Annotated in this window: 23 protein-coding genes; 13 read left to right on the top strand and 10 right to left on the bottom strand. The window is 66.0% G+C overall.

Annotated elements, in window-relative coordinates:
- The first annotated feature begins 563 nt into the window (after positions 1-563).
- A complete protein-coding gene (locus tag AB0J29_RS35115; protein ID WP_364795155.1) occupies positions 564-1,721 on the top strand; it encodes a DNA recombination protein RmuC in 1,158 nt (385 codons plus the stop codon).
- Positions 1,722-1,778: 57 nt separating this feature from the next.
- On the top strand, positions 1,779-2,711 hold the full coding sequence (locus AB0J29_RS35110) for a DUF6542 domain-containing protein (protein WP_364795154.1): 933 nt from the start codon (positions 1,779-1,781) through the stop codon (positions 2,709-2,711).
- A 151-nt stretch (positions 2,712-2,862) separates the two neighbouring features.
- On the opposite strand, the gene AB0J29_RS35105 is transcribed toward AB0J29_RS35110, so the two are convergent.
- Positions 2,863-3,873, bottom strand: a complete 1,011-nt coding sequence (locus AB0J29_RS35105) for a 4-hydroxy-3-methylbut-2-enyl diphosphate reductase (protein ID WP_364795152.1) — start codon at positions 3,871-3,873, stop codon at positions 2,863-2,865.
- Between the two features lie 231 nt (positions 3,874-4,104).
- Between AB0J29_RS35105 and AB0J29_RS35100 the strand changes: the two genes are divergently transcribed.
- The 4 genes from AB0J29_RS35100 to AB0J29_RS35085 all read left to right on the top strand — a co-directional run bounded on the left by AB0J29_RS35100 (position 4,105) and on the right by AB0J29_RS35085 (position 6,627).
- Positions 4,105-4,731: a lipid droplet-associated protein gene (locus tag AB0J29_RS35100; protein ID WP_364795150.1), complete on the top strand. Its 627-nt coding sequence runs from the start codon at positions 4,105-4,107 to the stop codon at positions 4,729-4,731.
- A 92-nt stretch (positions 4,732-4,823) separates the two neighbouring features.
- Positions 4,824-6,041 carry an exodeoxyribonuclease VII large subunit gene (gene xseA / locus AB0J29_RS35095; protein WP_364795159.1) on the top strand — a complete coding sequence of 406 codons (1,218 nt, stop codon included), beginning with the start codon at positions 4,824-4,826 and terminating at the stop codon, positions 6,039-6,041.
- Positions 6,042-6,043: 2 nt separating this feature from the next.
- The gene (locus AB0J29_RS35090) at positions 6,044-6,286 is read left to right on the top strand and encodes an exodeoxyribonuclease VII small subunit (protein ID WP_364795148.1); all 243 of its coding nucleotides are present in this window, start codon (positions 6,044-6,046) and stop codon (positions 6,284-6,286) included.
- A complete protein-coding gene (locus AB0J29_RS35085) occupies positions 6,283-6,627 on the top strand; it encodes a VOC family protein (protein ID WP_364795147.1) in 345 nt (114 codons plus the stop codon). The genes AB0J29_RS35090 and AB0J29_RS35085 overlap by 4 nt, the downstream gene beginning before the upstream one ends.
- Positions 6,628-6,659: 32 nt before the next feature.
- Here AB0J29_RS35085 and AB0J29_RS35080 read toward each other — a convergent pair whose 3' ends face one another.
- On the bottom strand, positions 6,660-7,226 hold the full coding sequence (locus tag AB0J29_RS35080; RefSeq protein WP_364795145.1) for a DUF4245 domain-containing protein: 567 nt from the start codon (positions 7,224-7,226) through the stop codon (positions 6,660-6,662).
- Positions 7,227-7,395: 169 nt separating this feature from the next.
- Between AB0J29_RS35080 and glpX the strand changes: the two genes are divergently transcribed.
- Entirely contained in the window at positions 7,396-8,439 is a 1,044-nt protein-coding gene (gene glpX / locus AB0J29_RS35075) for a class II fructose-bisphosphatase (protein ID WP_364795143.1), read from the top strand.
- A 384-nt stretch (positions 8,440-8,823) separates the two neighbouring features.
- Positions 8,824-10,230 (top strand): class II fumarate hydratase, encoded by a 1,407-nt coding sequence (locus tag AB0J29_RS35070; RefSeq protein WP_364795141.1) that lies wholly within the window; start codon positions 8,824-8,826, stop codon positions 10,228-10,230.
- Positions 10,231-10,299: 69 nt separating this feature from the next.
- Here AB0J29_RS35070 and AB0J29_RS35065 read toward each other — a convergent pair whose 3' ends face one another.
- From AB0J29_RS35065 to AB0J29_RS35055, 3 genes are all read right to left on the bottom strand, one after another.
- Entirely contained in the window at positions 10,300-11,169 is an 870-nt protein-coding gene (locus AB0J29_RS35065) for an acyl-ACP desaturase (RefSeq protein ID WP_364795140.1), read from the bottom strand.
- Positions 11,170-11,324: 155 nt separating this feature from the next.
- Complete coding sequence (locus AB0J29_RS35060) at positions 11,325-11,861, bottom strand: esterase (protein WP_364795138.1); 537 nt, start codon at positions 11,859-11,861, stop codon at positions 11,325-11,327.
- Positions 11,862-12,081: 220 nt separating this feature from the next.
- Positions 12,082-13,476, bottom strand: a complete 1,395-nt coding sequence (locus AB0J29_RS35055) for a PhoH family protein (RefSeq protein ID WP_364795137.1) — start codon at positions 13,474-13,476, stop codon at positions 12,082-12,084.
- A gap of 313 nt (positions 13,477-13,789) precedes the next feature.
- Here AB0J29_RS35055 and AB0J29_RS35050 point away from each other — a divergent pair, with 313 nt between their 5' ends.
- Entirely contained in the window at positions 13,790-14,062 is a 273-nt protein-coding gene (locus tag AB0J29_RS35050) for a hypothetical protein (RefSeq protein ID WP_364493174.1), read from the top strand.
- Between the two features lie 2 nt (positions 14,063-14,064).
- Here AB0J29_RS35050 and AB0J29_RS35045 read toward each other — a convergent pair whose 3' ends face one another.
- Positions 14,065-14,484 carry a limonene-1,2-epoxide hydrolase family protein gene (locus AB0J29_RS35045; RefSeq protein WP_364795136.1) on the bottom strand — a complete coding sequence of 140 codons (420 nt, stop codon included), beginning with the start codon at positions 14,482-14,484 and terminating at the stop codon, positions 14,065-14,067.
- A gap of 17 nt (positions 14,485-14,501) precedes the next feature.
- Positions 14,502-15,248 carry a TetR/AcrR family transcriptional regulator gene (locus AB0J29_RS35040; RefSeq protein ID WP_364795135.1) on the bottom strand — a complete coding sequence of 249 codons (747 nt, stop codon included), beginning with the start codon at positions 15,246-15,248 and terminating at the stop codon, positions 14,502-14,504.
- A 113-nt stretch (positions 15,249-15,361) separates the two neighbouring features.
- Between AB0J29_RS35040 and AB0J29_RS35035 the strand changes: the two genes are divergently transcribed.
- The 3 genes from AB0J29_RS35035 (at position 15,362) to AB0J29_RS35025 (ending at position 18,645) form a co-directional block, all read left to right on the top strand.
- On the top strand, positions 15,362-16,555 hold the full coding sequence (locus tag AB0J29_RS35035) for an FAD-dependent monooxygenase (RefSeq protein WP_364795133.1): 1,194 nt from the start codon (positions 15,362-15,364) through the stop codon (positions 16,553-16,555).
- A 135-nt stretch (positions 16,556-16,690) separates the two neighbouring features.
- Positions 16,691-17,908 carry a hypothetical protein gene (locus tag AB0J29_RS35030; RefSeq protein ID WP_364795132.1) on the top strand — a complete coding sequence of 406 codons (1,218 nt, stop codon included), beginning with the start codon at positions 16,691-16,693 and terminating at the stop codon, positions 17,906-17,908.
- Positions 17,905-18,645, top strand: coding sequence for an ESX secretion-associated protein EspG (locus tag AB0J29_RS35025; RefSeq protein WP_364795131.1), 741 nt, complete (start codon positions 17,905-17,907; stop codon positions 18,643-18,645). The genes AB0J29_RS35030 and AB0J29_RS35025 overlap by 4 nt, the downstream gene beginning before the upstream one ends.
- A gap of 183 nt (positions 18,646-18,828) precedes the next feature.
- Here AB0J29_RS35025 and glyA read toward each other — a convergent pair whose 3' ends face one another.
- Together glyA and AB0J29_RS35015 are read right to left on the bottom strand one after the other, a co-directional pair.
- Positions 18,829-20,124 (bottom strand): serine hydroxymethyltransferase, encoded by a 1,296-nt coding sequence (gene glyA / locus AB0J29_RS35020; protein WP_364795157.1) that lies wholly within the window; start codon positions 20,122-20,124, stop codon positions 18,829-18,831.
- A 487-nt stretch (positions 20,125-20,611) separates the two neighbouring features.
- A complete protein-coding gene (locus AB0J29_RS35015) occupies positions 20,612-21,808 on the bottom strand; it encodes a DUF885 domain-containing protein (RefSeq protein ID WP_364795130.1) in 1,197 nt (398 codons plus the stop codon).
- Between the two features lie 176 nt (positions 21,809-21,984).
- Between AB0J29_RS35015 and coaA the strand changes: the two genes are divergently transcribed.
- Positions 21,985-22,917, top strand: a complete 933-nt coding sequence (gene coaA, locus AB0J29_RS35010) for a type I pantothenate kinase (protein WP_364795129.1) — start codon at positions 21,985-21,987, stop codon at positions 22,915-22,917.
- A gap of 3 nt (positions 22,918-22,920) precedes the next feature.
- On the opposite strand, the gene AB0J29_RS35005 is transcribed toward coaA, so the two are convergent.
- Positions 22,921-23,472, bottom strand: coding sequence for a hypothetical protein (locus tag AB0J29_RS35005; protein ID WP_364795156.1), 552 nt, complete (start codon positions 23,470-23,472; stop codon positions 22,921-22,923).
- Positions 23,473-23,854: the final 382 nt, after the last annotated feature.

Here is a 23,854-nt window from a genome sequence, read left to right as displayed (position 1 = left end):
TGACGAGCAACCGCGGATTGTCGCGACGCAGCGTCTCCGCACCGATCAGGATCGCGTCGGAGTCCGCTCGCGACTACGGCGCATGCGCTTCGACGACTCGGACGCGAGACGGGCCGCGAACGGGTCGCTCGTAAGACTCGCTCCGTGGTGGTCGGTGGGGGTGGCGCGTTCGGCGCCTTATGTGCACACGCCGAGCGGCGAGTTCCGTGTCTGCGCCGTATGCGCTTCGACAACTCGGACGCGAGACAGGCCGCACACTCCTCGCTTGCAAGACTCGCACCGTGGTGTTCGGTGATGGCGGATCGTTCGACCCCTGGTGCGCGCGTCGGGCGCATGCGCTTCCACAACTCGGACGCGGGACGGGCCGCGAACGGGTCACTCGTAAACTCGCTCCGTCGTGGTCGCCGGTGCGGAACGCGCGATCCGACCGGCCTGTTTGCTGCGCGCGGCCGTGCGATCAGCTGTCCGGTACGAATCCGCGGCTCCCAGGCATTTGTCGAAGCGCTGCTGCCCGATAGCTTGCGGGTTCCAACTTGTCGGTGCCATGCGGCACTATCTGCGCTATGACCGCACCGATGCTCGTCGCACTGATGCTGGTGTTCGCCGCCGGGGTAGGGCTCGGCTGGCTCGGGCATGCCGCGCGCGCCGGGCAGCGCGCGACGGCCGCGGAGGCGAGATTGGCCGCCGCCACCGATAACGAGCGGCTACTGCGGCTGTCGCTTACCGCCGCGAATGAGGATGCGGCACGGCGACATTCGCATGCCATCGGCGCCATGGTCGATCCGCTGCGCGAGGCCGTCGGCGCGCTGAACCAGCACATCCAACAGGTCGAACATCACCGCATCAACGCCTATTCGAGTCTGCGCGAACAGGTCGCGGGCATGCAGCGCACGTCACATCAGCTCAGCAGCCAAACCAGTCAGCTCGTCGCGGCGCTGCGCGCACCGCAGGTGCGTGGGCGCTGGGGCGAGATCCAATTGGAGCGGGTGGTGGAGCTGGCGGGCATGACCCGTCACTGCGATTTCGATACCCAGGTGAGCCGGGCCGCGCGCAGCGACGGCACGACCGAACGCACCGGCATGGTGCGGCCGGACCTCGTGGTCAAGCTGGCGGGCGGCAGGCAGCTCGTGGTGGACGCCAAGGTGCCGTTCACCGCCTATCTCGATGCCACCATGACCGACGACCCGGACGAGCGGGCCGAACTGCTCGGTCGCCATGCCAAACATCTGCGTGCCCATATCGATCAGCTGGCCGATAAGGCGTATTGGCTGGCCTTCGATCCGGCACCGGAGTTCGTGGTGCTGTTCGTACCGGGCGATCCGTTCCTCGATGCCGCACTGACCACCGATTCCGGCTTGCTCGAATACGCCTTCGGCCGCAACGTGATCCTCGCTACCCCGACGACTCTGATCGCCTTGCTGCGCACGGTCGCCTTCGGTTGGCGGCAGGAGGCACTGTCCCGCGATATGGCGACCGTGCAGCAATTGGGTCGCGAGCTCTACAACCGGCTCGGCACCACCGGTCGACATCTGGACCGCCTCGGCGCGCAACTCGGCAAGGCGGTGGACGCTTTCAATGACACCGTCGCCTCGGTGGAGTCACGGGTAATGGTTACCGCACGCAAACTCCACGATCTGGAAATAGCCGAACAGGAGGTGCCGGCAATCCATCGGGTGGATTCACTGCCGCGGGTGGTCGGCTTCGCTGCGGCCGACGATTAGCCGCCGCGATCGCCGTGCCGTAACACCGCCGAACGCGGCGGCAGTTAGTGTCATGGTGTGGCTGCTTCCCAACGTGTGCGAACCCGGGTGCCCGCGCCGCATCGTTCGATCCTGCCCTCGGTGCCGGGTATTCCGGCCGGGGCAGCTGTTCTGATCGCGGTGGCGTGCACGTTTCTGGGGTTCCTGATCGATGCCCGCGGCGAGAACGACGAGCTGACCGGGACGTTCAACACGTTATATGTCCTCGGCTGCGTCGTGGCGGTGCTCGCCGTCCGTTATCGCGGAATCTTCACCACGATGGTGCTACCACCGCTATTGCTGTTCGTCGCGGTGCCGCTGGCTTATCAGCAGCTCATCGGTCACGCCTCGACCGGCCTCAAGGACATCCTGCTGAATCTGGCGATCCCGCTGGTGAATCGGTTCCCGATCATGGCGCTGGCCACCGGGCTCGTGCTGGCGATCGGCGCCGCGCGGATCGTGCTGCACCGGCGTGAGGAGGCCGCGGGGCGCGCCGACGAACCCCGTCGCGGCACCAGTTGGGGCCGCAGCAACGCACCCAAACGCACCAGGTCGGAGCGCGACGGCGGCTCGCTCGCCGATGCTGCGCGCCGCCGCGCCCGCCGCCCCCAGGCCGATGCCGCCGACCCCGATACCGAGTATCTGCCGCGCCCGAGCCGTCGCGGCAGTTCGGAAGTAGCCGACACTCCGCCGCGCGTCGGCGGCGCCGCACGGGGCGCTCGGGGTGACGAACGCCCGAGCCGCGAGCGCCGATCGAGCACCCGCACCGCCACGGCAGCGGCCCGCGGCGAGAGCGAACCGAGCCGAACCGGACGCCCCGCCGCGGCAACCCCTCGGGCCGAGGGGGATTCGAGCCGCGCCGCCGCGGCCAGGCGCCGCGGTGACGTCCCACCACCGCACCCGCAGCCCAATGTCCGCTACCGCGAACGGGATTCGAGCCGCACCGAGCGACGTCGCCCAGAAAACCTCTAGCCGGACAGCACCGCACCCGAGGCGGCCGTCACACAGCACCATGTCTCCCGCGCGCAGCCTCGAAAGCCGTTGGCGCAATTCACCTCACGCAAACACCCAGCGCAACGCCAATAGCAGCGTTGCGCTGGGTGCCGAGAATCCATGGTTCAGTTCAGCGACGTGACGTGCGCAACTCCCGAGGCAGTGCGAATACCAATGTCTCGTTGGCCGTCGTGACCGGCTGCACTTCGCCGAATCCGTGCTCCGCCAACATATCCAGGACGCCGCGCACCAGGATGTCGGGCACGGACGCACCGGAGCTGATGCCGACCGTGCGCACACCCGCCAGCCATGCCGGATCGACCTCGCGGGCGTAGTCCACCAGGTGAGCGGCTTTCGCGCCCGCGCCGCGCGCCACCTCGACCAGTCGCACCGAATTCGAGGAATTGCGCGAGCCGACCACGATAACCAGATCGCATTCCGGCGCCATCGCCTTGACCGCTACCTGACGGTTCTGGGTGGCGTAGCAGATGTCATCGCTCGGCGGATCCTGCAGCCCCGGGAACCGCTGCCGCAGTCGCTGCACCGTCTCCATGGTCTCGTCGACGCTGAGCGTGGTTTGGGAGAGCCAGATCACCTTGGACTCGTCGCGCACGGTGACCCGGTCGACCGCATCCGGACCGTCGACGAGCTGCACATGTTCGGGCGCTTCTCCCGCGGTGCCCTCGACCTCCTCGTGCCCCTCATGACCGATCAGCAGAATGTCGTAGTCGTCGCGGGCGAAGCGCTTGGCCTCCTGATGCACCTTCGTCACCAGCGGGCAGGTCGCATCGATCGTGCGCAGATTGCGTGCCGCCGCCGACTCGTGCACCGCGGGTGAAACACCGTGCGCGGAGAACACGACCAACGCACCCTCGGGCACCTCGTCGGTCTCGTCGACGAAGATCACGCCCTGCTCCCGCAGCGTCTCCACGACGTGGCGGTTGTGCACGATCTCCTTGCGCACGTAGATCGGCGCACCGTGCTTCTCCAGCGCCTTCTCCACCGTCTCGACCGCCCGGTCCACACCCGCGCAGTAGCCGCGCGGCTCGGCTAGCAGCACGCGCTTACCACCGTCGGCATCGGCGGATCCGGAACCGGGCGAGCGGGCGATTCCGACGTTCAAGGAAATGGCCGAAGACATGTCCCTCAGCTTACGTGCGGCCGAGGAATGCCGAGCGGCCGGTCACCGCCTCGGCCGAGTTGTTCTCGACACACCACACCCGGCGAAAATGCGGTCTAATCATGCAGAACCCGGCGCGTGTGGTTCAGGCCATCCCGCGTAGCCACGTAGGGCCCCGCGTGCGCCAAAGTAGATTCCGTGTCTGTGACACCAATGCTTTGCATAACATCCCGTATCGGGCAGGCTAGGAGCATGTTCCGACCACCATTCCTGGCTCGGGTCGCCGCCGGCGCCGCCGTATACGCCATCGAAGAGACCCGTCGGCTACCAACTGCCGCAATGAATTTCCCGATCACCGCGATCAGCCAGATGCTGCAGACCACCATGCACGTCCAGCAGTTCGTGACCAGCCTCGCACTCAAAGGCGATGGCGTGTTCGAGCGTCTCACGAACACCCCCGTCGAACAGCCGGACTGGGCCACCTTCGATGAGGACAGCGAGCCGGAGTTCACGGCCCCCACCCGCGCCAGCCGTTTCGACCTGTACGCCGACGACGAACCGACCGACTTCGTCGCCGATGCCGCCCGCGCAGGTGAGAGCAATGGTCACGCTGCGTCGGTACCGACCATCGCCGTGCCGGAGACCGAGGTCGCCGAGGCACCGGATGCCGAACCCGAACCTCAGCCCGAGATCAGCGAGCCCGAGGTGGCCACCCGCTACGACTACGCCAATATGACCCTGGCCCAGCTGCGCGCCCGCCTGCGCATGCTGACCGTCGAGGACCTGAACGCGCTGCTCGATTACGAACAGCAGACGCGCGCCAGGGCGCCGTTCGTGACCATGCTGACGAATCGGATCGCCACCGTGCGGGCTCAGTGAACGAACCCCCAACGTCGTCGACGGTTGGCCGGGAATCCGCCGGCCAACCGGACCGAGCGGCTCCCGCCAACTCCGCCGAACACCCGTGGCCGGTGCGTTCGGTGGCCATCAAGGTCGCGCAGTGGATCGATCGGCTGGGCAGCATCTGGGTGGAGGGCCAGATAACCCAGATCAATCTGCGTCCCGGCACCAGCACCGCATTCCTGGTGCTGCGTGATACCGCCGCCGATATGTCGCTGTCGGTGACCTGTCATCCGGATCTCATCCGTCACTCCGCCGTCCCACTGCAGGAGGGCAGCCGGGTCGTGGTGTACGGCAAACTCGCGTACTTCACCGGTCGCGGCACGATTTCGTTGCGCGCCATGGAGATTCGCCCGGTCGGCATCGGTGAACTGCTGGCCCGCATCGAACGGTTGAAGGCACTGCTCGCCGCGGAGGGACTATTCGAGTCCGAGCTGAAGCGGCCGATCCCGTTCCTGCCCAAGACAATCGGCCTGATCACCGGCCGTGCAAGCGCCGCCGAGCGCGACGTGCTGACCGTGGCCCGAAACCGTTGGCCCGCAGTGCGTTTCGAAATTCGCAATACCGCGGTGCAGGGCCCGACCGCGGTACCGCAGATAGTGCAGGCGCTGGCCGGACTCGACCGCGATCCGGCCGTCGAGGTCATCGTGCTGGCCCGCGGCGGCGGCAGCGTCGAGGATCTGCTGCCCTTTTCCGATGAGACACTGTGCCGCGCGATCGTCGCGGCGACCACGCCGATCGTCAGCGCGATCGGGCACGAACCCGATAACCCGCTGTGCGATCTTGTCGCCGATCTGCGCGCCGCCACCCCCACCGATGCCGCCAAGCGGATCGTGCCCGACGCGGCCGCCGAACTGGCCGGGGTCCGCGATATGCGCGCTCGCGCCGCCGCCGCGTTGCGCGGCTGGGTCGACCGCGAGACCAGGGCATTGGCCCAGCTCCGTTCCCGACCGGTGCTGGCCGACCCGCTGCGCGAACTCGACCGTCGCTCCGACGAGATCGAACGTCTGCGTACCGCCGCCCGCCGCACCGCAGAACATCTGATCAGCACCGAAACCACCGCAACCCGCCACCTGCGCGAGAAACTCACCGCGGTGGGTCCGGCCGCGACGCTGGCCCGTGGCTACGCTGTCGTGCAGCGCGTCAGCGGTAAGGAGCGGCATGTGGTCCGCTCGATCGAGGACGCGCCCGCAGGCAGTCAGCTGCGGATCCGGGTCGCCGACGGTGCCATCACCGCCGCCGCGCTCGGCACCCAAGAGTTGGGCAGAACCGATACCGGGAGGAACTGACGTTGGCCGACCCCAACAAGGACGACGAACTGGCCGAGATCTCCACCTTCGGCTACGAACGCGCCCGCGACGAACTGGTCAACGTCGTCAAAATGCTCGAACAGGGCGGCCTCGACCTGGACGAATCCCTGGCGCTGTGGGAACGCGGCGAAGCACTGGCGACCCACTGCGAGGCACATCTGGCAGGGGCACGTCAACGCGTCGAGAACGCCCTCTCCCGCACCGACCTCTCGTCCGACGAATGACCATCCGCCGCGCCACCCCCGACATCCGTACCGAGGACATGGCGGCCAGCCGCGAGTTCTACCGGCGACTCGGCTTCGAAGAGGCCATGGACCTCGGCTGGGTGGTGACGATGGCATCGCCGACCAACCCGACCGCGCAGGTCCTACTGGTCGGCCCGGAAGCCGAGCAGCCACAACCGGATATCAGCGTTGAGGTCGACGATGTGGACGCCGTGCACGCCGAGCTGGTCGCCGCGAACGCGGACATCATCTACCCGCTCCGCGACGAGCAATGGGGCGTGCGGCGATTCTTCGTCCGCGATCCCAGCGGCACTATCGTCAACGTGGTCAGCCACCACTGATCTGAACACGGCTGCCCCGGGCTGGACAGGCGCTAGCGATGCAGCGGCTGAGCTGCAGCTATAGCCGCCGCCAAGGTGGTGAAAGCAGCGTAGTTGCCCGCGCCGGTGATGAGCACTCGGGACTGGCCGAGGTCGGCGATCCAGGCCGTTTCGGAGCCCTGTTCGGCGTAGACGACCCACTTCTGGTCGCCGACCTGCTCGGTGCCGGTGCCGTAGCGGGAGCCGAGTACGAAGCGCGACAATGCCTCCTCGGTCGCGTTGCTCTGGCTCATTCGCATGTACGTGCCCTGCGGTGTGATGTAACCGACAGTGCTGACCGGGCCGCCGCCGGTGCTGGTGATCGTGTCGCGGCTACCGGAGTTCGGCGTCCAGTGTTCGGGCAGGCTCGGATTTCGGATCGGGAAGGGCATGGTCTTCGCGTCGTTGGCGAGCGCGGCCGTCACGTCGAAGTTCGGAATATGGCCCTGGGTCGGCCCCTTCGCGGCGAAGCTGCACTGGCTGGCGAGCCCGGCGAAGACCACGGCGATCAGCACCAACGGGATCAGTGACCAGAACAGATCCCGGTAGTCGTGCAGAATGCGTGGTTTTTGGTACGACACGTTCCCAGTATCCACGCCCGTTCGGGTCCGCTCCCGTAGAGGTGGTCCGAGATCTGGAGCCGACCTTTTCGAGCGACTTGCAAGCAATCGCTACAGGTAGTACCTGATCGAGAACGGTCACGCTTCTGCGAGAATCAGCGATAGCAACGACCGTAGGAGGCACACCGTAATGACGGCATCTTCGCCCGCACCCAGCCGCCGCGAGGCGCCGGACCGCAACCTCGCCCTCGAACTGGTCCGGGTCACCGAGGCCGGTGCGATGGCCGCGGGCCGCTGGGTCGGCCGCGGCGATAAGGAAGGTGGCGACGGTGCGGCCGTCGACGCCATGCGGCAGCTGGTCAGCTCCGTTTCCATGCGCGGCATCGTGGTCATCGGTGAGGGCGAGAAAGACGAAGCGCCCATGCTCTACAACGGTGAGCTGGTCGGCGACGGTACCGGTCCCGAGGTCGACTTCGCGGTAGACCCGATCGACGGCACCACCTTGATGTCGAAGGGTTCGCCGGGTGCCATCGCGGTGCTCGCGGTCGCCGAGCGCGGCGCGATGTTCGACCCGTCCGCGGTGTTCTACATGCACAAGATCGCGGTCGGTCCCGATGCGGCGGGTGTGATCGATATCTCCGCCCCGATCGGCGAGAACATCAGCCGGGTGGCCAAGGCCAAGAGCCTGTCGAAGTCCGATCTCACCGTCTGCATCCTGGACCGCCCGCGCCACGCCGAGCTGATTCAGCAGGTCCGCGACTCGGGCGCCCGAATCCGCCTGATCTCCGACGGCGACGTCGCGGGCGCCATCGCCTGCGCCCGTCCCGACTCCGGCACCGACATCCTGGTCGGCATCGGCGGCACCCCCGAGGGCATCATCGCCGCCGCCGCCATGCGCTGTATGGGCGGTGAACTGCAGGCGATGCTCGCCCCCAAGGACGACGACGAGCGTCAGAAGGCCATCGACGCGGGCCACGACCTGAGCCGTGTCCTCATCACCGAAGACCTGGTCGCCGGCGACAACGTCTTCTTCAGCGCGACCGGCGTAACCGACGGTGACCTGCTGCGCGGCGTCCGCTACTTCCCCGGCGGCGCCTCCACCCAATCCATCGTCATGCGCTCCAAATCCGGCACGGTCCGTATGATCGACGCCTATCACCGCCTCACCAAGCTCCATGAATACTCCTCGGTCGATTTCATCGGCGACGAGGATGCGGTGCCGCCGCTCCCCTGATTTCTCGAATGCGTCGAGCCCGGTCCGCTTCGGATCGGGCTCGATCTTTTTCCACGGCGCGCCGAGCAATCACCGAAATCGCCTCCAGGAGCTGATAATCGGCCGTTCGCCGATGCTATCGCCACTTCCCATCGATCAGTCCGGCGATCATGAGGGCGCTGCCCATTCCAGCCCCGCGGCCTCCGCCGCTTCGCCCAGTCGTGTGTCGTATGCCACCAGCGCGGTCAGATCGGCCGCAAGCTCCAGCGCCGTGGCCAGATGGACACAAGGACAGAGCTGGCGTCGACCGCATCCCCTATTCCCGTAGCGGCACCGCGTGGGGTGTGCCAATCCCCTCAGGCGTGGCAGCCCCATCGCGGTCGTCTGCGGCATAGGGTCGGGATTATGACGACCGAGGAGACGCAGTACCGCATCGAGCACGACACCATGGGGGAAGTTCGGGTTCCCGTGCACGCGTTGTGGCGGGCGCAGACCCAGCGGGCCGTGGAGAACTTTCCGATCAGCGGGCGTGGGCTCGAGCGGGCGCAGATCCGCGCGCTCGGCCTGCTCAAGGCGGCGTGTGCCAAGGTGAACAAGGATCTCGGACTGCTCGATCCGGCCAAGGCGGATGCGATTATCGCCGCCGCGAACGAGGTCGCCGACGGTCTGCACGACGACCAGTTCCCGATCGATGTCTTCCAGACCGGCTCGGGCACCAGCTCGAATATGAACGCCAACGAGGTGATCGCCTCGATCGCGAAGGCCAACGGCGTGACCGTGCACCCGAACGACGACGTGAATATGTCGCAGTCGTCGAACGACACCTTCCCCACCGCCACCCATCTGGCCGCCACCGAGGCCGCGATCAAGGATCTGATCCCGGCGCTGGACCACCTGCGGCTGGCGCTGCTGGACAAGTCGACCGAATGGCGCACGGTGGTGAAGTCCGGCCGCACTCACCTCATGGACGCTGTACCGGTGACTCTCGGCCAGGAGTTCGGCGGCTATACCCGCCAGGTAGCGGCGGGCATCGAACGCATTACGGCGGTACTGCCGCGGCTCGGCGAGCTGCCCATCGGCGGCACCGCGGTCGGCACGGGACTCAACGCGCCCGCGGGTTTCGGCGCGAAGGTCGTTGCCGAGCTGGTGCTGGCGACCGATATCGATGCACTCTCCGAGGCGCAGGATCACTTCGAGGCGCAGGCTGCCCGTGACGGTCTGGTGGAGGCGTCCGGTGCACTGCGCACCATCGCGGTGAGCCTCACCAAGATCGCCAACGATATTCGCTGGATGGGTTCGGGACCGCTGACCGGTCTCGGCGAACTTCAGCTGCCCGATCTGCAGCCCGGCAGTTCGATCATGCCCGGCAAGGTGAATCCGGTACTGCCCGAGGCGGTTACGCAGGTCGCCGCGCAGGTGATCGGCAATGACGCGACCGTCGCGTTCTCCGGTGCGAGCGGCGCGTTCGAGTTGAATGTCTACATCCCGGTGATGGCACGCAATCTGCTCGAGTCGATTCGGCTGCTCGCCAACGTGTCCCGGCTGTTCGCCGATAAGTGCGTTCGCGGACTGGTCGCGAACGAGGATCATCTGCGCACCCTCGCGGAATCGTCGCCGTCGATTGTGACACCGCTGAATTCCGCTATCGGTTACGAAGAGGCGGCCGCGGTCGCGAAAGAGGCGTTGCGGCAAAAGAAGACCATCCGCCAGACCGTTATCGATCGCGGTCTGCTCGACGAAAAGCTCACCCTGGAAGAACTCGATCGCCGTTTGGATGTGCTGTCGATGGCCAAGGTCGAGGATGGAGAGTAGCCGGAATCGAGAAACCGGTCGGCGCGCACACCGTGCGCCGACCGGTATCAATGACCACGAGGGCCGGAGTCAGGCCAACGATCCGGTCCGCAGCTGCGCAAGTTCCGCGCGTGCCTTCTCGCCCTCTGCACCGATATCGGTGCGGGTGAAGAACTCCCACCGCTTCAGCAGCGGACCGAAAACCAATTCCGCCTCCTTGGCGCGGTCGTAGATGCCCGCCTCGGCCAGCACATCGTCGCTGCTGCGCCCATCGGGCAGCGTCACCGTCGGCACCTGGAATCGCAGCACGCTGTCGGTGATGGCGCGCATGGTCTGATCCGGTGCGATGCCGAACGCCGCGGCGACCAGGTCGGCGAAGAAGATCGACTGCAGTTCATCGTCGGTCGCGATGCGCTCGGCGATGGCCGTGACCATCTCGTTCTCCCCGAGCGCCGCGGTGTTGCGATGCCGGATGGCGGCAGCCGCCTCCTCGAACGCACAGGTGGCGAGCACGTCGAGCAGGTGCAGGGCGGGACGCCGGAAGCCCTTGGTCATCTCGTCCATCCGCAACCACTCCAACTGCACCGGGTCGACCGACCGGGTGACCATGAGGTAGTTGCGAATCAGGATCTCGTGTCGGTTCTCCTCGGCCGTCCACCGACCGACCCAGCGCCACCACGACCCGGTGCGCAGGTATTTGCCGACCTCGCGGTGGTACGAGGGCAGGTTGTCCGCGATGAGCACACTGACCGTCAACGCCAGCTTGGCGGTCTCGCTCAACTCGGATTGCTCAGGCTCCCAATCGATTCCGCCGAGGAATGCGAAATTGCGGCCATCGTCCCACGGCACATATTCGTGCGGCTGCCACCCGTCGGCGGCGGCGATATGGCGGCGCAGATTCAGCTCCACCTCGTCGGCGAGGGACGCGAGTAGTTCGCGATCGGTCAACAGAGTTTGCACTAGCACAACCTAGCGGCTGGGCCCGCGATGCGGGGATCTACGAATAGGAATAGGAATTGGTACCGGCGTCCGAGCGTACAAGCACCAGGTCTTACGAGCGAACCGCGAGCACTCACCAATGGTGACACGCGAGCGCTCGGACGCCGGGGCCGGGATCAGGACTTCGGCGTGACGGTCGTATTGCCGTCCACCCAGGTGATGGTGCCGTCGACGAAGTCGCTCTGCTTGCCGCCGGGGATGTCCTTCTCGTCGCTGATCGGGTAGCCGAGCGTGCCGTCCGGACCGCCGATGTCCTCCCATGCCTTGCGGATTTCGCCCCAGACGATGTGCGCGCCGTTGTCCTTGCTCCAGACGATCGCGCCGCCGGTGAAGTCCTGCCACTTGCCGTCGTTGGGGGCATCCTCCTGCGTCTTCAGCGGCGCGCCGAGTGGACCGGTCGGACCGCCGGACTGCACGTATTTGTCGAAGATGATGCCGGAGACGGTGATATCGCCGCCCTGGGTGGCGATCTTGGTCTCCTCCGCGGCCCCCGACATATGCCCCTCGCCGTGGGCCGCCGCTGTGGTGGTCGTCATGGACGCGGCGCTGCTCTTGTCCTTGTCGTCGTCCTTGCTGCAGCCGGCGGACAGCAGCAGTGCCGCGGCCGCGGTGACCGCGATGAATCCAGCCGTTCGTCGAGCGAAGTGGTGCATTTCCATCCTCTCGAAAGTTGGCTACCGCGGACGCGGTGACGTCGCGCGCAGCTGTGTTGTTTCGAGCGACCCGCAAGCAGTCGCTACGGCTAGGTCGATGCCCGGCAACGGCCCGGCGAATCCAGGTAAGACTCGCCGGGCCGTTGATGAACAGGTATCACGCGAATACTACCCGCTCAATTGTGACTGGAAACACACCCTGGATAGTTGCTAGTGCCCGCTATGCGCTCGGGCCATACTCCTCCAACATCTCGGTCACCAGCGCCGCGATCGGCGACCGTTCGGAACGGGTCAGCGTGATGTGCGCGAAAAGCGGGTGCCCCTTGAGCTTTTCGATCACCGCGGCGACACCGTCGTGTCGGCCGACCCGCAGATTGTCGCGCTGGGCCACATCGTGGGTGAGCACGACGCGCGATCCGGTGCCCAGTCGGCTGAGCACCGTCAGCAGGACATTGCGCTCCAGCGACTGCGCCTCATCCACGATCACGAACGAATCGTGCAGCGAGCGACCGCGAATGTGGGTGAGCGGCAAGACTTCCAACATATCGCGGCTGAGCACCTCCTCCATCACCTCGCGACTGGCCAGCCCGTCGAGGGTGTCGAAGACCGCCTGTGCCCACGGCCCCATCTTCTCGCTCTCCGATCCCGGCAGATAGCCGAGATCCTGCCCACCGACCGCGTACAGCGGACGGAACACCACCACCTTGCGTTGTGTGCGCCGCTCGAGCACCGCCTCCAACCCGGCCGTCAAGGCCAGCGCCGACTTGCCGGTACCAGCCCGGCCGCCGAGCGAGACGATGCCGACACTCTCGTCCAACAGCAGATCCAGCGCGATGCGCTGTTCGGCCGAACGGCCGTGCAGTCCGAACGCCTCGCGTTCACGGACCAACTGCACCCGCTTGTCCGGCGTGACCCGGCCCAGGGCACTGGAGCTTGCGCTGAGCAACCGGATTCCGGTGTGGCACGGCAGTTCCCGCGCCTCGTCCAGATCGATAACAGCGTCGCTGTAGAGCTGATCGATCAGTGTTTTGGCGACATCGATCTCCGTCATTCCGGACCAGCCGGAGGTCACCACGTCCTGGGCGTGGTATTCGTCGGCGTGCAAACCCACCGCACTCGCCTTGACGCGCAAGGGAATATCCTTGGATACCAGCACCACCTGACGGCCCTCGGCCGCCAGATTGAGCGCACAGGCCAGGATGCGGGAATCATTGGTGTCGGTGCGGAATCCGACCGGGAGTACCGCGGGGTCGGTGTGGTTGAGTTCCACCTGCAGCGTTCCGCCCTCGGTGCCGATCGGCACCTGCTGATCCAGCCTGCCGTGCCGCAGACGCAGATCGTCGAGGTTGCGCAGGGCTTCCCGCGCGAACCAGCCCAGTTCGTGATGATGGCGCTTACCTTCGAGTTCGCTGATCACGACCAGCGGTAATACGACATCGTTTTCGCCGAATCTGGTGAAAGCCCAGGGATCCGACAGGAGAACCGAGGTGTCGATGACGAAGGATTTCGCACCGTAATTCTGGGAATGCGAGGGGCGGGCCCCCTTCGCGGCGGCTTCGCCTTTCGCGGAGCTGGAGTGCGCCGAGGGAGCGGGAACGGAGCGTGCAGCAGTCACGGTGGGCTCCTTTATGTTCGCGCGGCACCCGCACGAACGATCTCGCTGGACCGGTCCGTCCTGATGGGATCCGACTTGCGTCAGATGCCACGAGGGCCGGGTGCCGGCCCCCTCGTACTGATCAGCTCAGTCACGGTTCAGGACCTCCCGTACGAGCCACACCTACGCGGCCCGCACCAACGACGCTACCGCCGACTGCACGGTCCGCGCTCGGGCACTGGTAGGCGTGTCCGTGAATTTGTCGTTAACCGCACGACCGCAATTGCCTGCCGGTCACTCGAAAGGCCAGGGTACGGGGGATAGAGTCGCAGGTATGGCCGGTAACGAGGAGTTGGAAAAGCTGTCGTCCAAGGAACTGCACGACCGTGCGGTCCGGCTTGCGGCGCGGCGCGGCGACATCAAATATCTGTGGCGGCTACTGAAGTCGATACCCGCCGCCGAGGCGGCCGCGGGCGATCTCGGCGAGAGCGAGGCCGATATCAAATACGTATTGCCGATGATCGACGACTACATCCACGCGGGCGACGGCAGGATCGCCGAAGTCCTGCGCCCCTACTACCTCGATTACCTCACCAAACACACCTGACCTCAGCGCTGCGGCAATGCGGCGCGGACGAGGCCGACGGCGGTGCCGCGCAGGAAGTTCTCCCAGCTGAAGTGGTCGTGCCACAGGATGATTCGGCCGTCGCGCAGTTCGAAGGTGCCGCAGACCCAGAAGGCGATCCGTAGCGGGCCGACGCGCAGGATATCGGTACGGTCGGTCAGCACGAAGTCGCCGTCGGCGGCAATGTGATGCATTTCGGCGGCGAAGCCGATGGTGTCGCGATTCAGCCCGCGCAGGATCTTGCGGGTGAGGCCGCCGCCGACCGTCGGCAGTGAGGTGTTCTTCCAGACGACATCGGGGTGCAGCAGCTCCAGCGCCTCGTCCACCGCACCGATCTCGAGTGCGGCGAAGAACTCTCGCACCGTCGTGATCGCGTCCTGCTCGAGTTCGAGTTCGTCACTCATGCACTGAGCCTAAGCCGCTACGGACGGTGACGGTCGGCGATGAGGACACCAAGACCATCGAGAATTCGGTTGATGCCGAAGCTCAACGCATCCCCCGGGCCATCGCCACCGGGTGGTTCGCCGGTAACGGCGGCCTCCTCGGCGAAGGCTGCGGAGACCAGGGGAAACCGGTCACCGGCGGCGGCCATCATCGCGGCGAACTGGCCCGCGATCTGCTGCGCCGTCTCCTGCCGGTCCGCGGTCGTCGCCTGCTGCACCAGACTGCGGATGTGCCCGTTGAGCAGCACGATGGTGTCCAGTTGCTCGGGGCCGGTCAACCCGGTGCCGTCGAGCGCCGTCAGCGCGGCATTCATCCAGCCCATTTCATTGGGGCCGATCGCACGCGCGCCAATGGTCAGACCGATCGACCAGGGGTGCGCGCGGTAGCGCTCGAAGAGCGTCTCGACCCAGCGGCGCAGTCCGGCCCGCCACCGCTGCTCATCCGAATCCTGGTGTGCCGCAATGATATCCGGCGGTTCCCCGATCGCGGCATCCACCATCAGCGCGGTGAGCTGCTCCTTGCCCGGCACATACCGATACAGCGACATCTTGGTGAAGCCGAGGCGTTCGGCCAGCCGCTGCATGGACAGGTTCGCCAGCCCTTCGGCATCGGCCAGGGCGATGGCCTCCGCGACGATCCCCTCCAGTGACAGCGCGGGCTTGGGGCCGCGCTTGGGCCGCCGCTCGGTGCCCCAGAGCAGTTCGATGGTGGTCGGTGCAGGCATTTCCACATCCTTGCGCATTGCGCGTTGACAAGTAACTGTGTCCACCATACTCTAATTCGTGTCCGTCGGATACAGATTCTACCGGACACAGATACTGAACCTCGGGAGACATCATGCGCAACAAAACCGTTCTCATCTCCGGCGCGAGCATCGCCGGCCCCGCACTCGCCTACTGGCTGAGCCGCTACGGCTTCGAGGTCACCGTGGTCGAGCGCGCACCGCAGTTGCGTCCCGGCGGCCAGGCCGTCGACTTCACCGGCCAAACGCACCACAAGGTGCTCGAGCAGATGGGCATCCTGGACGAGATCTACGCACACCGCACCGGCACCACCGACACCGTGTTCGTCGACGAGGACGGCGCCCAGTTGGCCTCCATTACCGGCGATTTCACCGGCGGCGACGTGGAGATCCTGCGCGGGGATCTGGCGCGGATCATGTACGAAAAGACCTACCAGGACTGCGAATACGTATTCGGCGACTCGATCAGCGCGCTGACCGAGACCGACGACGGCGTGTGGGTCGAATTCGAGAAGGGCGCGCCGCGCGGCTTCGATCTGGTCTTCGGCGCCGATGGAATCCATTCGCGGGTACGGCGTCTGGCGTTCGGACCGGAAAAAGAATTCGTGAAGCACCTCGGCCACTACTACTGCGTCGCGGGCGCGAGCCCATGGGCGACCAAGTCCGAAGGCACCCCCGAGCGGATGACGGCCTACGGCTACAACGAGCCGGGCAAATGCGTCATCACCGGCGGCTCGAAGGCACAGCAGCTCTACATCTTCGCCTCGTCCGAACTCGACTACGCCCGTGACGACATCGAGGCGCAGCGACACATCATCGAGGAAACCTTCGCCGACGTCGGCTGGGAGGCGCCGCGCATGCTCGCCGAAATGGCGGAGGTCGACGACTTCTTCCTGGACTCGATCAGCATGGTGCGCAAGATGCAGAGTTACAGCCGGGGCCGGGTCGCGCTGGTCGGCGATTCGGGCTACGGAAATACCCTGGGCGGCTTCGGAACCGGACTCGCGGTGCAGGGCGCCTACATCATGGCCGGTGAACTCGCGCTCGCCGACGGCGATTACCGGACGGCCTTCGCGCGCTACGACGAGCTCATGCACTCGCTCGGCAAACTCGCGGACTACAGCAATGCGGGCCGCTTCTTCGCGCCGAAGACCGCGCTCGGCATCAAGTTCCGCAACTGGTTCCTGCACTCGTGGATGTTCGACAAGATGATGAAAATGACCGAGAACGTCAAGACCATCGAGCTGCCGGACTACCCGACGCTGGTCGCGGCCGCCACTGCGAACTGATACCGGTAGCACCGGCACCCTTCGGCCGACCGCATGGTTTGGCGTGGCGGAATCGGCTCTATTTCGATGGAACCGGGGTGGGGTCGAGTGCGTCTAAAGGGTCAGACGGCACTGACGGAAGGGGCTGGCTCGGTCATGACAGCACAGATGGACGGCCGCGCGATCACCAATCCCGAGAACGCGCAGAACTTCTCGCACGCAGAGATCAAACAGGCTGCCGACCAGATGGATCCGGACGAACTGGACGGCGCGTTCGATGCCTGGGCCGCTATCGCGGCAGCGGTGACCAAGGCGGGGCAACAGTTCGAAACCGCGATTCGGCAAGCGGTGGACCAACATTGGGAGGGCGCGGCAGCCGATCGGGCGGTGCGCGGCATTCGGGAGTATGCCACGCGCGTCGGTGAGCTGGGTGAGTCGCTGGATCAGCAGTCGACGCCGCTATCGGCGGCGGCGAGTGCCGCCGGGCGGTTCAAGGTCGCGGTGCCCCCGGTGGTGGATACCTCGGATAACCCGCGGGGGACGGAGTTGCGGAATTCGCAGGAGGAGCAGGCTCGGGACGATATGAGCACGCTTTATATCCAGCCATATGGGAATACTGCGCCGTCGATTCCGACATTGCCGCCGCCGGTTGATCCGATTTCCGTGGGGCCGGGGGTGGTTCCGGCGATTTCGCCCGGTGGGACCGAGGATTCGGGTAAGGCTGGGAATACGGGTAAAGCGGAGGGCACCATCGGGGGCGAAGGAACGGGTGTGGCCGAGAAGACCGGCGCGGCCGGGCAGACCGGCACAGCGGAAGAAACCGGTAAGGCCGAGGACACCGGCAAGATGGAAGGCAACGGGGCGCTGGCAGGGACGGGTGGACCCGAAGCTGTTGCCCCGCAATCTATTTTGTCAACGCAGAACCATGGCTCGTCGACCGCGCCAGCCTCGACGGCGTATACGTCCACGAGTTCCACCATCGCCTCGGCGGCCGGTACGCCGATGTCACCGACAACCAGCACGTCCGCCGGGATCACACCGGGGATCTCGACCGTGGTGGGTGCCTCCTCCAGTCCCGGCAATACGCCCAGTCCAGGTGGTACGCCCGATACCGGCGGGACTGCGAGTCCTGGTAAGTCGGTGCCCGGCACCACACCGGGAGCCACGGCGGCTCAGCCCGCCACCAGTACGCCGAGTCGGGTGAGCGCCACGGGTACCGCCGGATACTCCGGGATGTATCCGCCGAGCGCGCGTCCCCGACGGGGCGAGGACGGTGAGCACAAGTCGGCGACGTACCTGCGCACCGAAGAGCACGGCGAGCAACTGATCGGCGAGGTCGAGAAGACCGTGCCGCCCGTCCTGGGGGCGCAATGATGACGCAGTGGACCTTGTCCGCCGAGCAGTTCGCGGCGGCCTGGTTCGGCACCGGCCTCGATCGCATGCCCTTTCCGTTTCGCTTCACCAGCCGCTTTCCCGGACTCCACGAATATCGTGCCTACCAGCGACAATTCCGCACGGAGCTGGCCCGCGAGGACAATGCTTCGCTACAGCGCGCCATCGGGGTGCTCGCCAGACCCGAGTGGCGCATCGAAGTCTTCGGCATCGACAACACCCGCGGCGAGCTCGAACTGCGCGCCATCGGCTGCGCCACCCGCACCGGACCGGGCGTCATCGCGCTGCAAGCGCCGGCACCGGATGGCGGCAAGGTGCGGCTGCGCCGGGTCCGCATCGACCAGCTCGCCACCGAACTGATCCGCCTGCTCCCCGATCCGCCATCCGGCACCGCGGCCGAAAAGAGTTATCTCCTCGACGATCTCAACGACGACCGCCCCGACCCCTTCGGCAACTCTCCGTCCTGCGCCATCCGGGATCGCTACCGCCGCTTCTGGCGCCAGCCCTGCGATACCAGCGGCACCGCCACAGTCCTGGTCGGCCCGCGCAATGCCGAACCCCTGCGCACCGGGAAAATCCGCTGGATCGACACGAAGGCGGGGCGCTACTGCGAAGTTCCCGCCAACCGCGCACTCATGATCCGCCCCGGCACCAGCGCCGATATCGCCCGCTACCTCGACGAGTCCATCGTCCGTGCGAGAGCCCGCATGGACCGGTAGGCCCCGAGTGGCAGCCGTCGCCGCGTACACGGGTCGAGCAACTCAACAGTGCCGGACAGGGCCAGCCATTCGGTTCGGAGCGGCTTTCGGTCATGCCCGCTACATGAATTCGCCTGGGAACCCGTGCGCGCGAACGGATACCGTTGGTGCGCGGCCGGATTCCCAGGCGGATCGAAGCCGGGCTCAGCCGAGCAGGTGCCAGTCCTCGAGGCCGTCGTAGAGGGGCAGGTCCCGGGCCAGTTTGGTGACGCGGGCGCGCAGGGTGTCGACATCGGAGCCGCCGGCGAGTGCGGTGGCAATGATGTCGGCGACCTCGGTGAATTCGGCATCGCCGAAGCCGCGGGTGGCAAGCGCGGCGGTGCCGATACGCAGGCCGGAGGTCACCATCGGCGGACGCGGGTCGAATGGAACGGCGTTGCGGTTGACCGTGATTCCGATTTCGTGCAGCAGATCCTCACCCTGCTGACCGTCGATCTCGGAGTTGCGCAGGTCGACCAGCACGAGGTGCACATCGGTGCCGCCGGTGAGCACGCTGATGCCCTTGTCCTTGACATCCGCGCCGCCGAGCCGCTCGGCCAGGATCTTGGCACCCGACAAAGTGCGCTCCTGACGTTCCTTGAACTCGGCGCTCGCCGCGATCTTGAACGCGACCGCCTTGGCAGCGATCACATGCATGAGCGGACCGCCCTGCTGACCAGGGAACACCGAACTGTTGAGCTTCTTGGCGTACTCCTGCTTGGCCAGGATCAGCCCGGAACGCGGACCGCCCAGGGTCTTGTGCACGGTGGAGGACACCACATCGGCGTAAGGCACCGGCGAGGGATGCAGACCAGCCGCGACCAGACCGGCGAAGTGCGCCATATCGACCCACAGCTTCGCGCCGACCTCATCGGCGATCTCCCGGAACGCGGCGAAATCCTGGTGCCGCGGGTAGGCCGACCAACCGGCGACGATCACCTTGGGACGCGAGCTGAGCGCGGTCTTGCGCAGCTCCTCCATATCGATGCGGTGGTCTTCCTTGCTGACCCCGTACGAGTGCACCTCGTAGAGTTTGCCGGAGAAGTTCAGCCGCATGCCGTGGGTGAGGTGACCGCCGTGCGCGAGGTCGAGGCCGAGCAGCCGGTCGCCGGGCTCCATCAGCGCCATCAGTACCGCGGCATTCGCCTGCGCGCCGGAATGCGGCTGCACATTGGCGAATTCGGCGCCGAAGAGTTCCTTGGCGCGATCGCGGGCGAGGGTTTCGACGACATCGACGTGCTCGCAGCCGCCGTAGTAGCGACGGCCCGGGTAGCCCTCGGCGTACTTGTTGGTGAGCACGCTGCCCTGCGCCTGCAGCACCGCGCGCGGCACGAAGTTCTCCGAGGCGATCATCTCGAGGGTGTCGCGTTCGCGGGCGAGTTCGCCTGCCATCGCGGCAGCGAGCTCCGGATCGAGCTCACCGAGGGATTGGGAATTGACAGAGGCGGTCGTCTGCGTCACCCGGTCGAGTCTATTGGCCGTCCGCGCCGCGCCGATCAGGGGGCTCTGTGTCTCGGTGTGCATCGCAACCTCCGTGGTCCGGATGCTTCGGGATGCGCACCCCGAAGCCCATGGGCCCGGCACCCAGGCGCGCGGTGCGGGGCGAGGGTGCTTCCCGGTGGTTGCTTCCACCTCGAGTGCGCCAGTCGCGTGGCCTCATCTTATCCGGCGGCACGCGGCGGGCCGAGCCCTGTCGAGCCCCGGGTACGCCGGACCGCAACAAGGCGGTGAGGTGGACTTGCGCATCGTCGAGCGGCCGAGTGGATTTCAGCGCTCGGGGCAGCGCACAGGCATACCCGCTGTCGCGCCCCAGACTGTCCACACCCCGAGGAGACGCCATGCTGAACCTGGTCTCGATCCCGACGTACCACTCGATGCCTACTGCGTCGCCTTGTCCCAGTTGAACTGCACCATCTCCAACGGTGGCGGCAGCGCCGTCATCCGGTAATCACATGGCGCGGAGCGCCCCGGGGGTGAGGGGTTCGTCGAGGAGGCGGCGGAAGCGGTCGGCGCGGTCGTCGGCGTCGACGGCGCGATCCAGCCAGCTACCGAGCAGGCGGTAACCCTCGACGTAGGTGCTGATGTAGGCGCGCCAGAGGGGCGAGGACAGGAAGCGCAGGGACTGACGGGCGCGTTCCTGGGTGGTCAGGCCCCAGCGCTGCAGGAATCCGACGACCTCATCGGCATCGCGGTGCTGATCGTGCAGCAGTAGCGCGGCATCCTGCCGGACCCCGAGCAATGCGGCCGAGGCATTCGAAAGCTGTTCGGCGCGTTCACCTTCGAAACGCAGACCAAGATCGGCGTAGATCTCCTGCGCCCACTTGCCCCAACCGGGTCCGACGATCGAGCGCAGCGCCAGATCCGCCAGCCCCTCCGCCATCAAGCACTGCGGGGTATTCACGAGGAACAGCGTTTGCTCGGCCTGCCCGTTCCCGACCAGACCGGCCTCCTTGCGGCAGTGCTCGGTGTGATGTCCCGGATAGGACTCGTGCGCGATGAGGCTGGGCAGATGCGCCATATGCTGTTTGAGATCGGAGTTGATCGCCACCCTGGAGTGGTAATTGCCCAGGTAGTAATTGAAGCCGGACCAGGGCTTATCCCCCACCACCTCATAGGTGACATGCTCGTGGTCGGGCAGTGGATAACGCTCGCGCACCCGTTCCCGCAACGCACTCGAGAACGCCTCGACGCACACACTCAACCGCTCCGGCGGAATCTCATCGGCCTTGCGGAACGCGGTCATCCGCTCGGCGAGCGGCCCGTCACCGAGCAGCACGTCATCCATCTGCCGGTGCGCGTCGCGGTAGTCCTCGACATTGCCGGGCGCGATATCGACATCGAAGTAGGCGCGCACCTCGTCGATGAACCTGATGTCGTCCCCGGCGAACTTGCGACCGGAGCATTCCAGCGCGCGCAGGTGCGCATCGAGGAATTCGGTCCGCTGTCGCGGCAGTCCGGCCGCGGGCAGTTCCGCACGCAACGCCACCGCCCGCCGAGCCAAATCGCGCGGTTCGGGCGCTGGCGCGTTCTCGACCTCGCGACGCAGCGCGGGATCACCGGTATAGGCGTCGACGAAACCTTCCTCCAGCCGGTCGAATGCCAAGCCGAGACGCAGGTACTCGGTCACGAGGGGATGCGCTTCCATGCCCGCCGACATTAGCCGCTGACGGCCTTGTCATCGACCGTTACCACCCGGTATCGACACCCCGCGTTTCCCACGATGCTGACGCAGAGCAGAATTCGGCTATGCAAGAGCTGGACCGAATCTCATACAGCCGGCGCGCGACGTATGCGTGTTTGTCTGATCGGAGTGTCGGGTAAGTGGCACGAATGAGCGAGCCGAGTCCGTATGTGGAATTCGACCGGAAACAGTGGCGGACCCTGCGTAAATCGACTCCCCTGGTGCTGACCGAGGAAGAACTGATCGGTCTTCGCGGCCTCGGCGAACAGATCGATCTGGAAGAGGTCGCCGAGGTCTACCTCCCGCTCGCTCGCCTCATCCATCTGCAAGTCGCCGCACGTCAGCGGCTGTTCGCGGCGACCGCAACCTTTCTCGGGGAGACCCATCCCGACCAGCAGGTGCCATTCGTGATCGGTGTCGCCGGCAGTGTCGCGGTCGGAAAATCCACCACCGCCCGCGTACTTCAGGCCCTGCTCGCACGATGGGATCACCATCCGCGTGTGGATTTGGTCACAACCGACGGATTCCTATATCCCACCGCGGAACTGACGCGGCGCGGCATCATGCACCGCAAGGGTTTTCCAGAAAGTTACGACCGTCGCAAACTACTGCGCTTCGTCACCGAGGTGAAATCCGGTGCGGCCGAAGTATGTGCGCCGATGTACTCACATATCTCCTACGACATCGTGCCGGGCAAGTTCCACTGCGTGACTCAGCCCGACATTCTCATCGTGGAAGGTCTCAACGTGTTGCAGACCGGTCCACGGTTGATGGTCTCGGATCTGTTCGACTTCTCGATCTACGTCGATGCGCGCATCGAGGACATCGAGAACTGGTATGTGCAACGGTTTCTCACCCTGCGCGAGACCGCCTTCGCCGATCCGAACGCACATTTTCACCACTACGCGGGCTTCACCGACGACCAGGCGACAGCCACCGCGAAGGAAATCTGGAACTCCACCAATCGGCCCAATCTGGTGGACAACATCCTGCCCACCCGTCCGCGCGCGACGCTGGTGCTGCGCAAGGACGCCGACCACAGCATCAACCGGCTGCGACTGCGCAAGCTCTGAGAGTCACAACTTCCAGGCCGCGTCCAACCGGGCGGCGACATCGATATCACGCACCGCGGCGATATGCGGTTTGCGGATTTCGGTGGCGATGTAGCGCGCGACGAAGCGCCGGATCTCATGGTCGACACTGGCCAGGATGCGCAGCAGCTGACCACGTCTGGTGGCGGTGGCCACATTGACGCGGACATCGCTCGGGCGCGGTTCGGCGATGTCGATGATGATCCGCAACGGTTCGGCGGTGCGCACGGTCAAGTGCAGGTGGATATTGCCGTCGACATGGAAGAGGTGCCGATCGACGGCGAGATCGAGCAGCAGATCGACATCGAGCGGAATGATCAGCTCGAAGGAGATGACCTTGTCGACGTACCGTTGCAGGTTCGGCTCCCCGAGTTGCACCTGCGCGGAGACCTTCGCCAATCTGGCGGGCCCGACGCCGATCGGGCCGAAATCGAAGGCGGCACCAGTCAATTGGGCGAACGCTGCCGAGATACGCTGCTCGGAAGCCGCGTATGCCAGGAAGCGCCGCCCGAATTCCTCGTACCCGATGTAGGACATATCCCCATCGCCCCACTGCGGATTCACTTTTCGACCCCACCTGTCGTCGCCGACACAACCACAACGGAGCGAGTCTTACAAGCGACGTTCGCGGCCCGTCTCACGTCCGAGCCGAAGGCGCGGCCATCGAACACAGCCGAGCCGTCGAAGCGCATGCGACAAGACTCGAAAGCGGCCACGCGTACATCAGATGCCGAACAACCCACCATCACCGACCACAACGGAGCGAGTCTTACGAGCGACCCGTTCGCGGCCCGTCTCGCGTCCGAGCCGTCGAAGCGCATGCCACAAGACTCGAAAGCGGCCACGCGTACATCAGATGCCGAACAACCCACCATCACCGACCACAACGGAGCGAGTCTTACGAGCGACCCGTTCGCGG

Source organism: Nocardia sp. NPDC049707 (genome assembly GCF_040674855.1).
Lineage (GTDB): Bacteria > Actinomycetota > Actinomycetes > Mycobacteriales > Mycobacteriaceae > Nocardia.
This window is presented reverse-complemented; position numbering and strand designations above follow the sequence as displayed.

What these genes read in the sequence shown, in the direction of transcription:
- AB0J29_RS35115 (WP_364795155.1), top strand. Translation starts at nt 564, where the DNA reads ATGACCGCACCGATGCTCGTCGCACTGATGCTGGTGTTCGCCGCCGGG.
- AB0J29_RS35105 (WP_364795152.1), bottom strand. Translation starts at nt 3,873, where the DNA reads ATGTCTTCGGCCATTTCCTTGAACGTCGGAATCGCCCGCTCGCCCGGT.
- AB0J29_RS35100 (WP_364795150.1), top strand. Translation starts at nt 4,105, where the DNA reads ATGTTCCGACCACCATTCCTGGCTCGGGTCGCCGCCGGCGCCGCCGTA.
- AB0J29_RS35085 (WP_364795147.1), top strand. Translation starts at nt 6,283, where the DNA reads ATGACCATCCGCCGCGCCACCCCCGACATCCGTACCGAGGACATGGCG.
- glpX (WP_364795143.1), top strand. Translation starts at nt 7,396, where the DNA reads ATGACGGCATCTTCGCCCGCACCCAGCCGCCGCGAGGCGCCGGACCGC.
- AB0J29_RS35070 (WP_364795141.1), top strand. Translation starts at nt 8,824, where the DNA reads ATGACGACCGAGGAGACGCAGTACCGCATCGAGCACGACACCATGGGG.
- AB0J29_RS35060 (WP_364795138.1), bottom strand. Translation starts at nt 11,861, where the DNA reads ATGCACCACTTCGCTCGACGAACGGCTGGATTCATCGCGGTCACCGCG.
- AB0J29_RS35050 (WP_364493174.1), top strand. Translation starts at nt 13,790, where the DNA reads ATGGCCGGTAACGAGGAGTTGGAAAAGCTGTCGTCCAAGGAACTGCAC.
- AB0J29_RS35045 (WP_364795136.1), bottom strand. Translation starts at nt 14,484, where the DNA reads ATGAGTGACGAACTCGAACTCGAGCAGGACGCGATCACGACGGTGCGA.
- AB0J29_RS35040 (WP_364795135.1), bottom strand. Translation starts at nt 15,248, where the DNA reads ATGCCTGCACCGACCACCATCGAACTGCTCTGGGGCACCGAGCGGCGG.
- AB0J29_RS35035 (WP_364795133.1), top strand. Translation starts at nt 15,362, where the DNA reads ATGCGCAACAAAACCGTTCTCATCTCCGGCGCGAGCATCGCCGGCCCC.
- AB0J29_RS35030 (WP_364795132.1), top strand. Translation starts at nt 16,691, where the DNA reads ATGACAGCACAGATGGACGGCCGCGCGATCACCAATCCCGAGAACGCG.
- AB0J29_RS35025 (WP_364795131.1), top strand. Translation starts at nt 17,905, where the DNA reads ATGATGACGCAGTGGACCTTGTCCGCCGAGCAGTTCGCGGCGGCCTGG.
- AB0J29_RS35015 (WP_364795130.1), bottom strand. Translation starts at nt 21,808, where the DNA reads ATGGAAGCGCATCCCCTCGTGACCGAGTACCTGCGTCTCGGCTTGGCA.
- AB0J29_RS35005 (WP_364795156.1), bottom strand. Translation starts at nt 23,472, where the DNA reads ATGTCCTACATCGGGTACGAGGAATTCGGGCGGCGCTTCCTGGCATAC.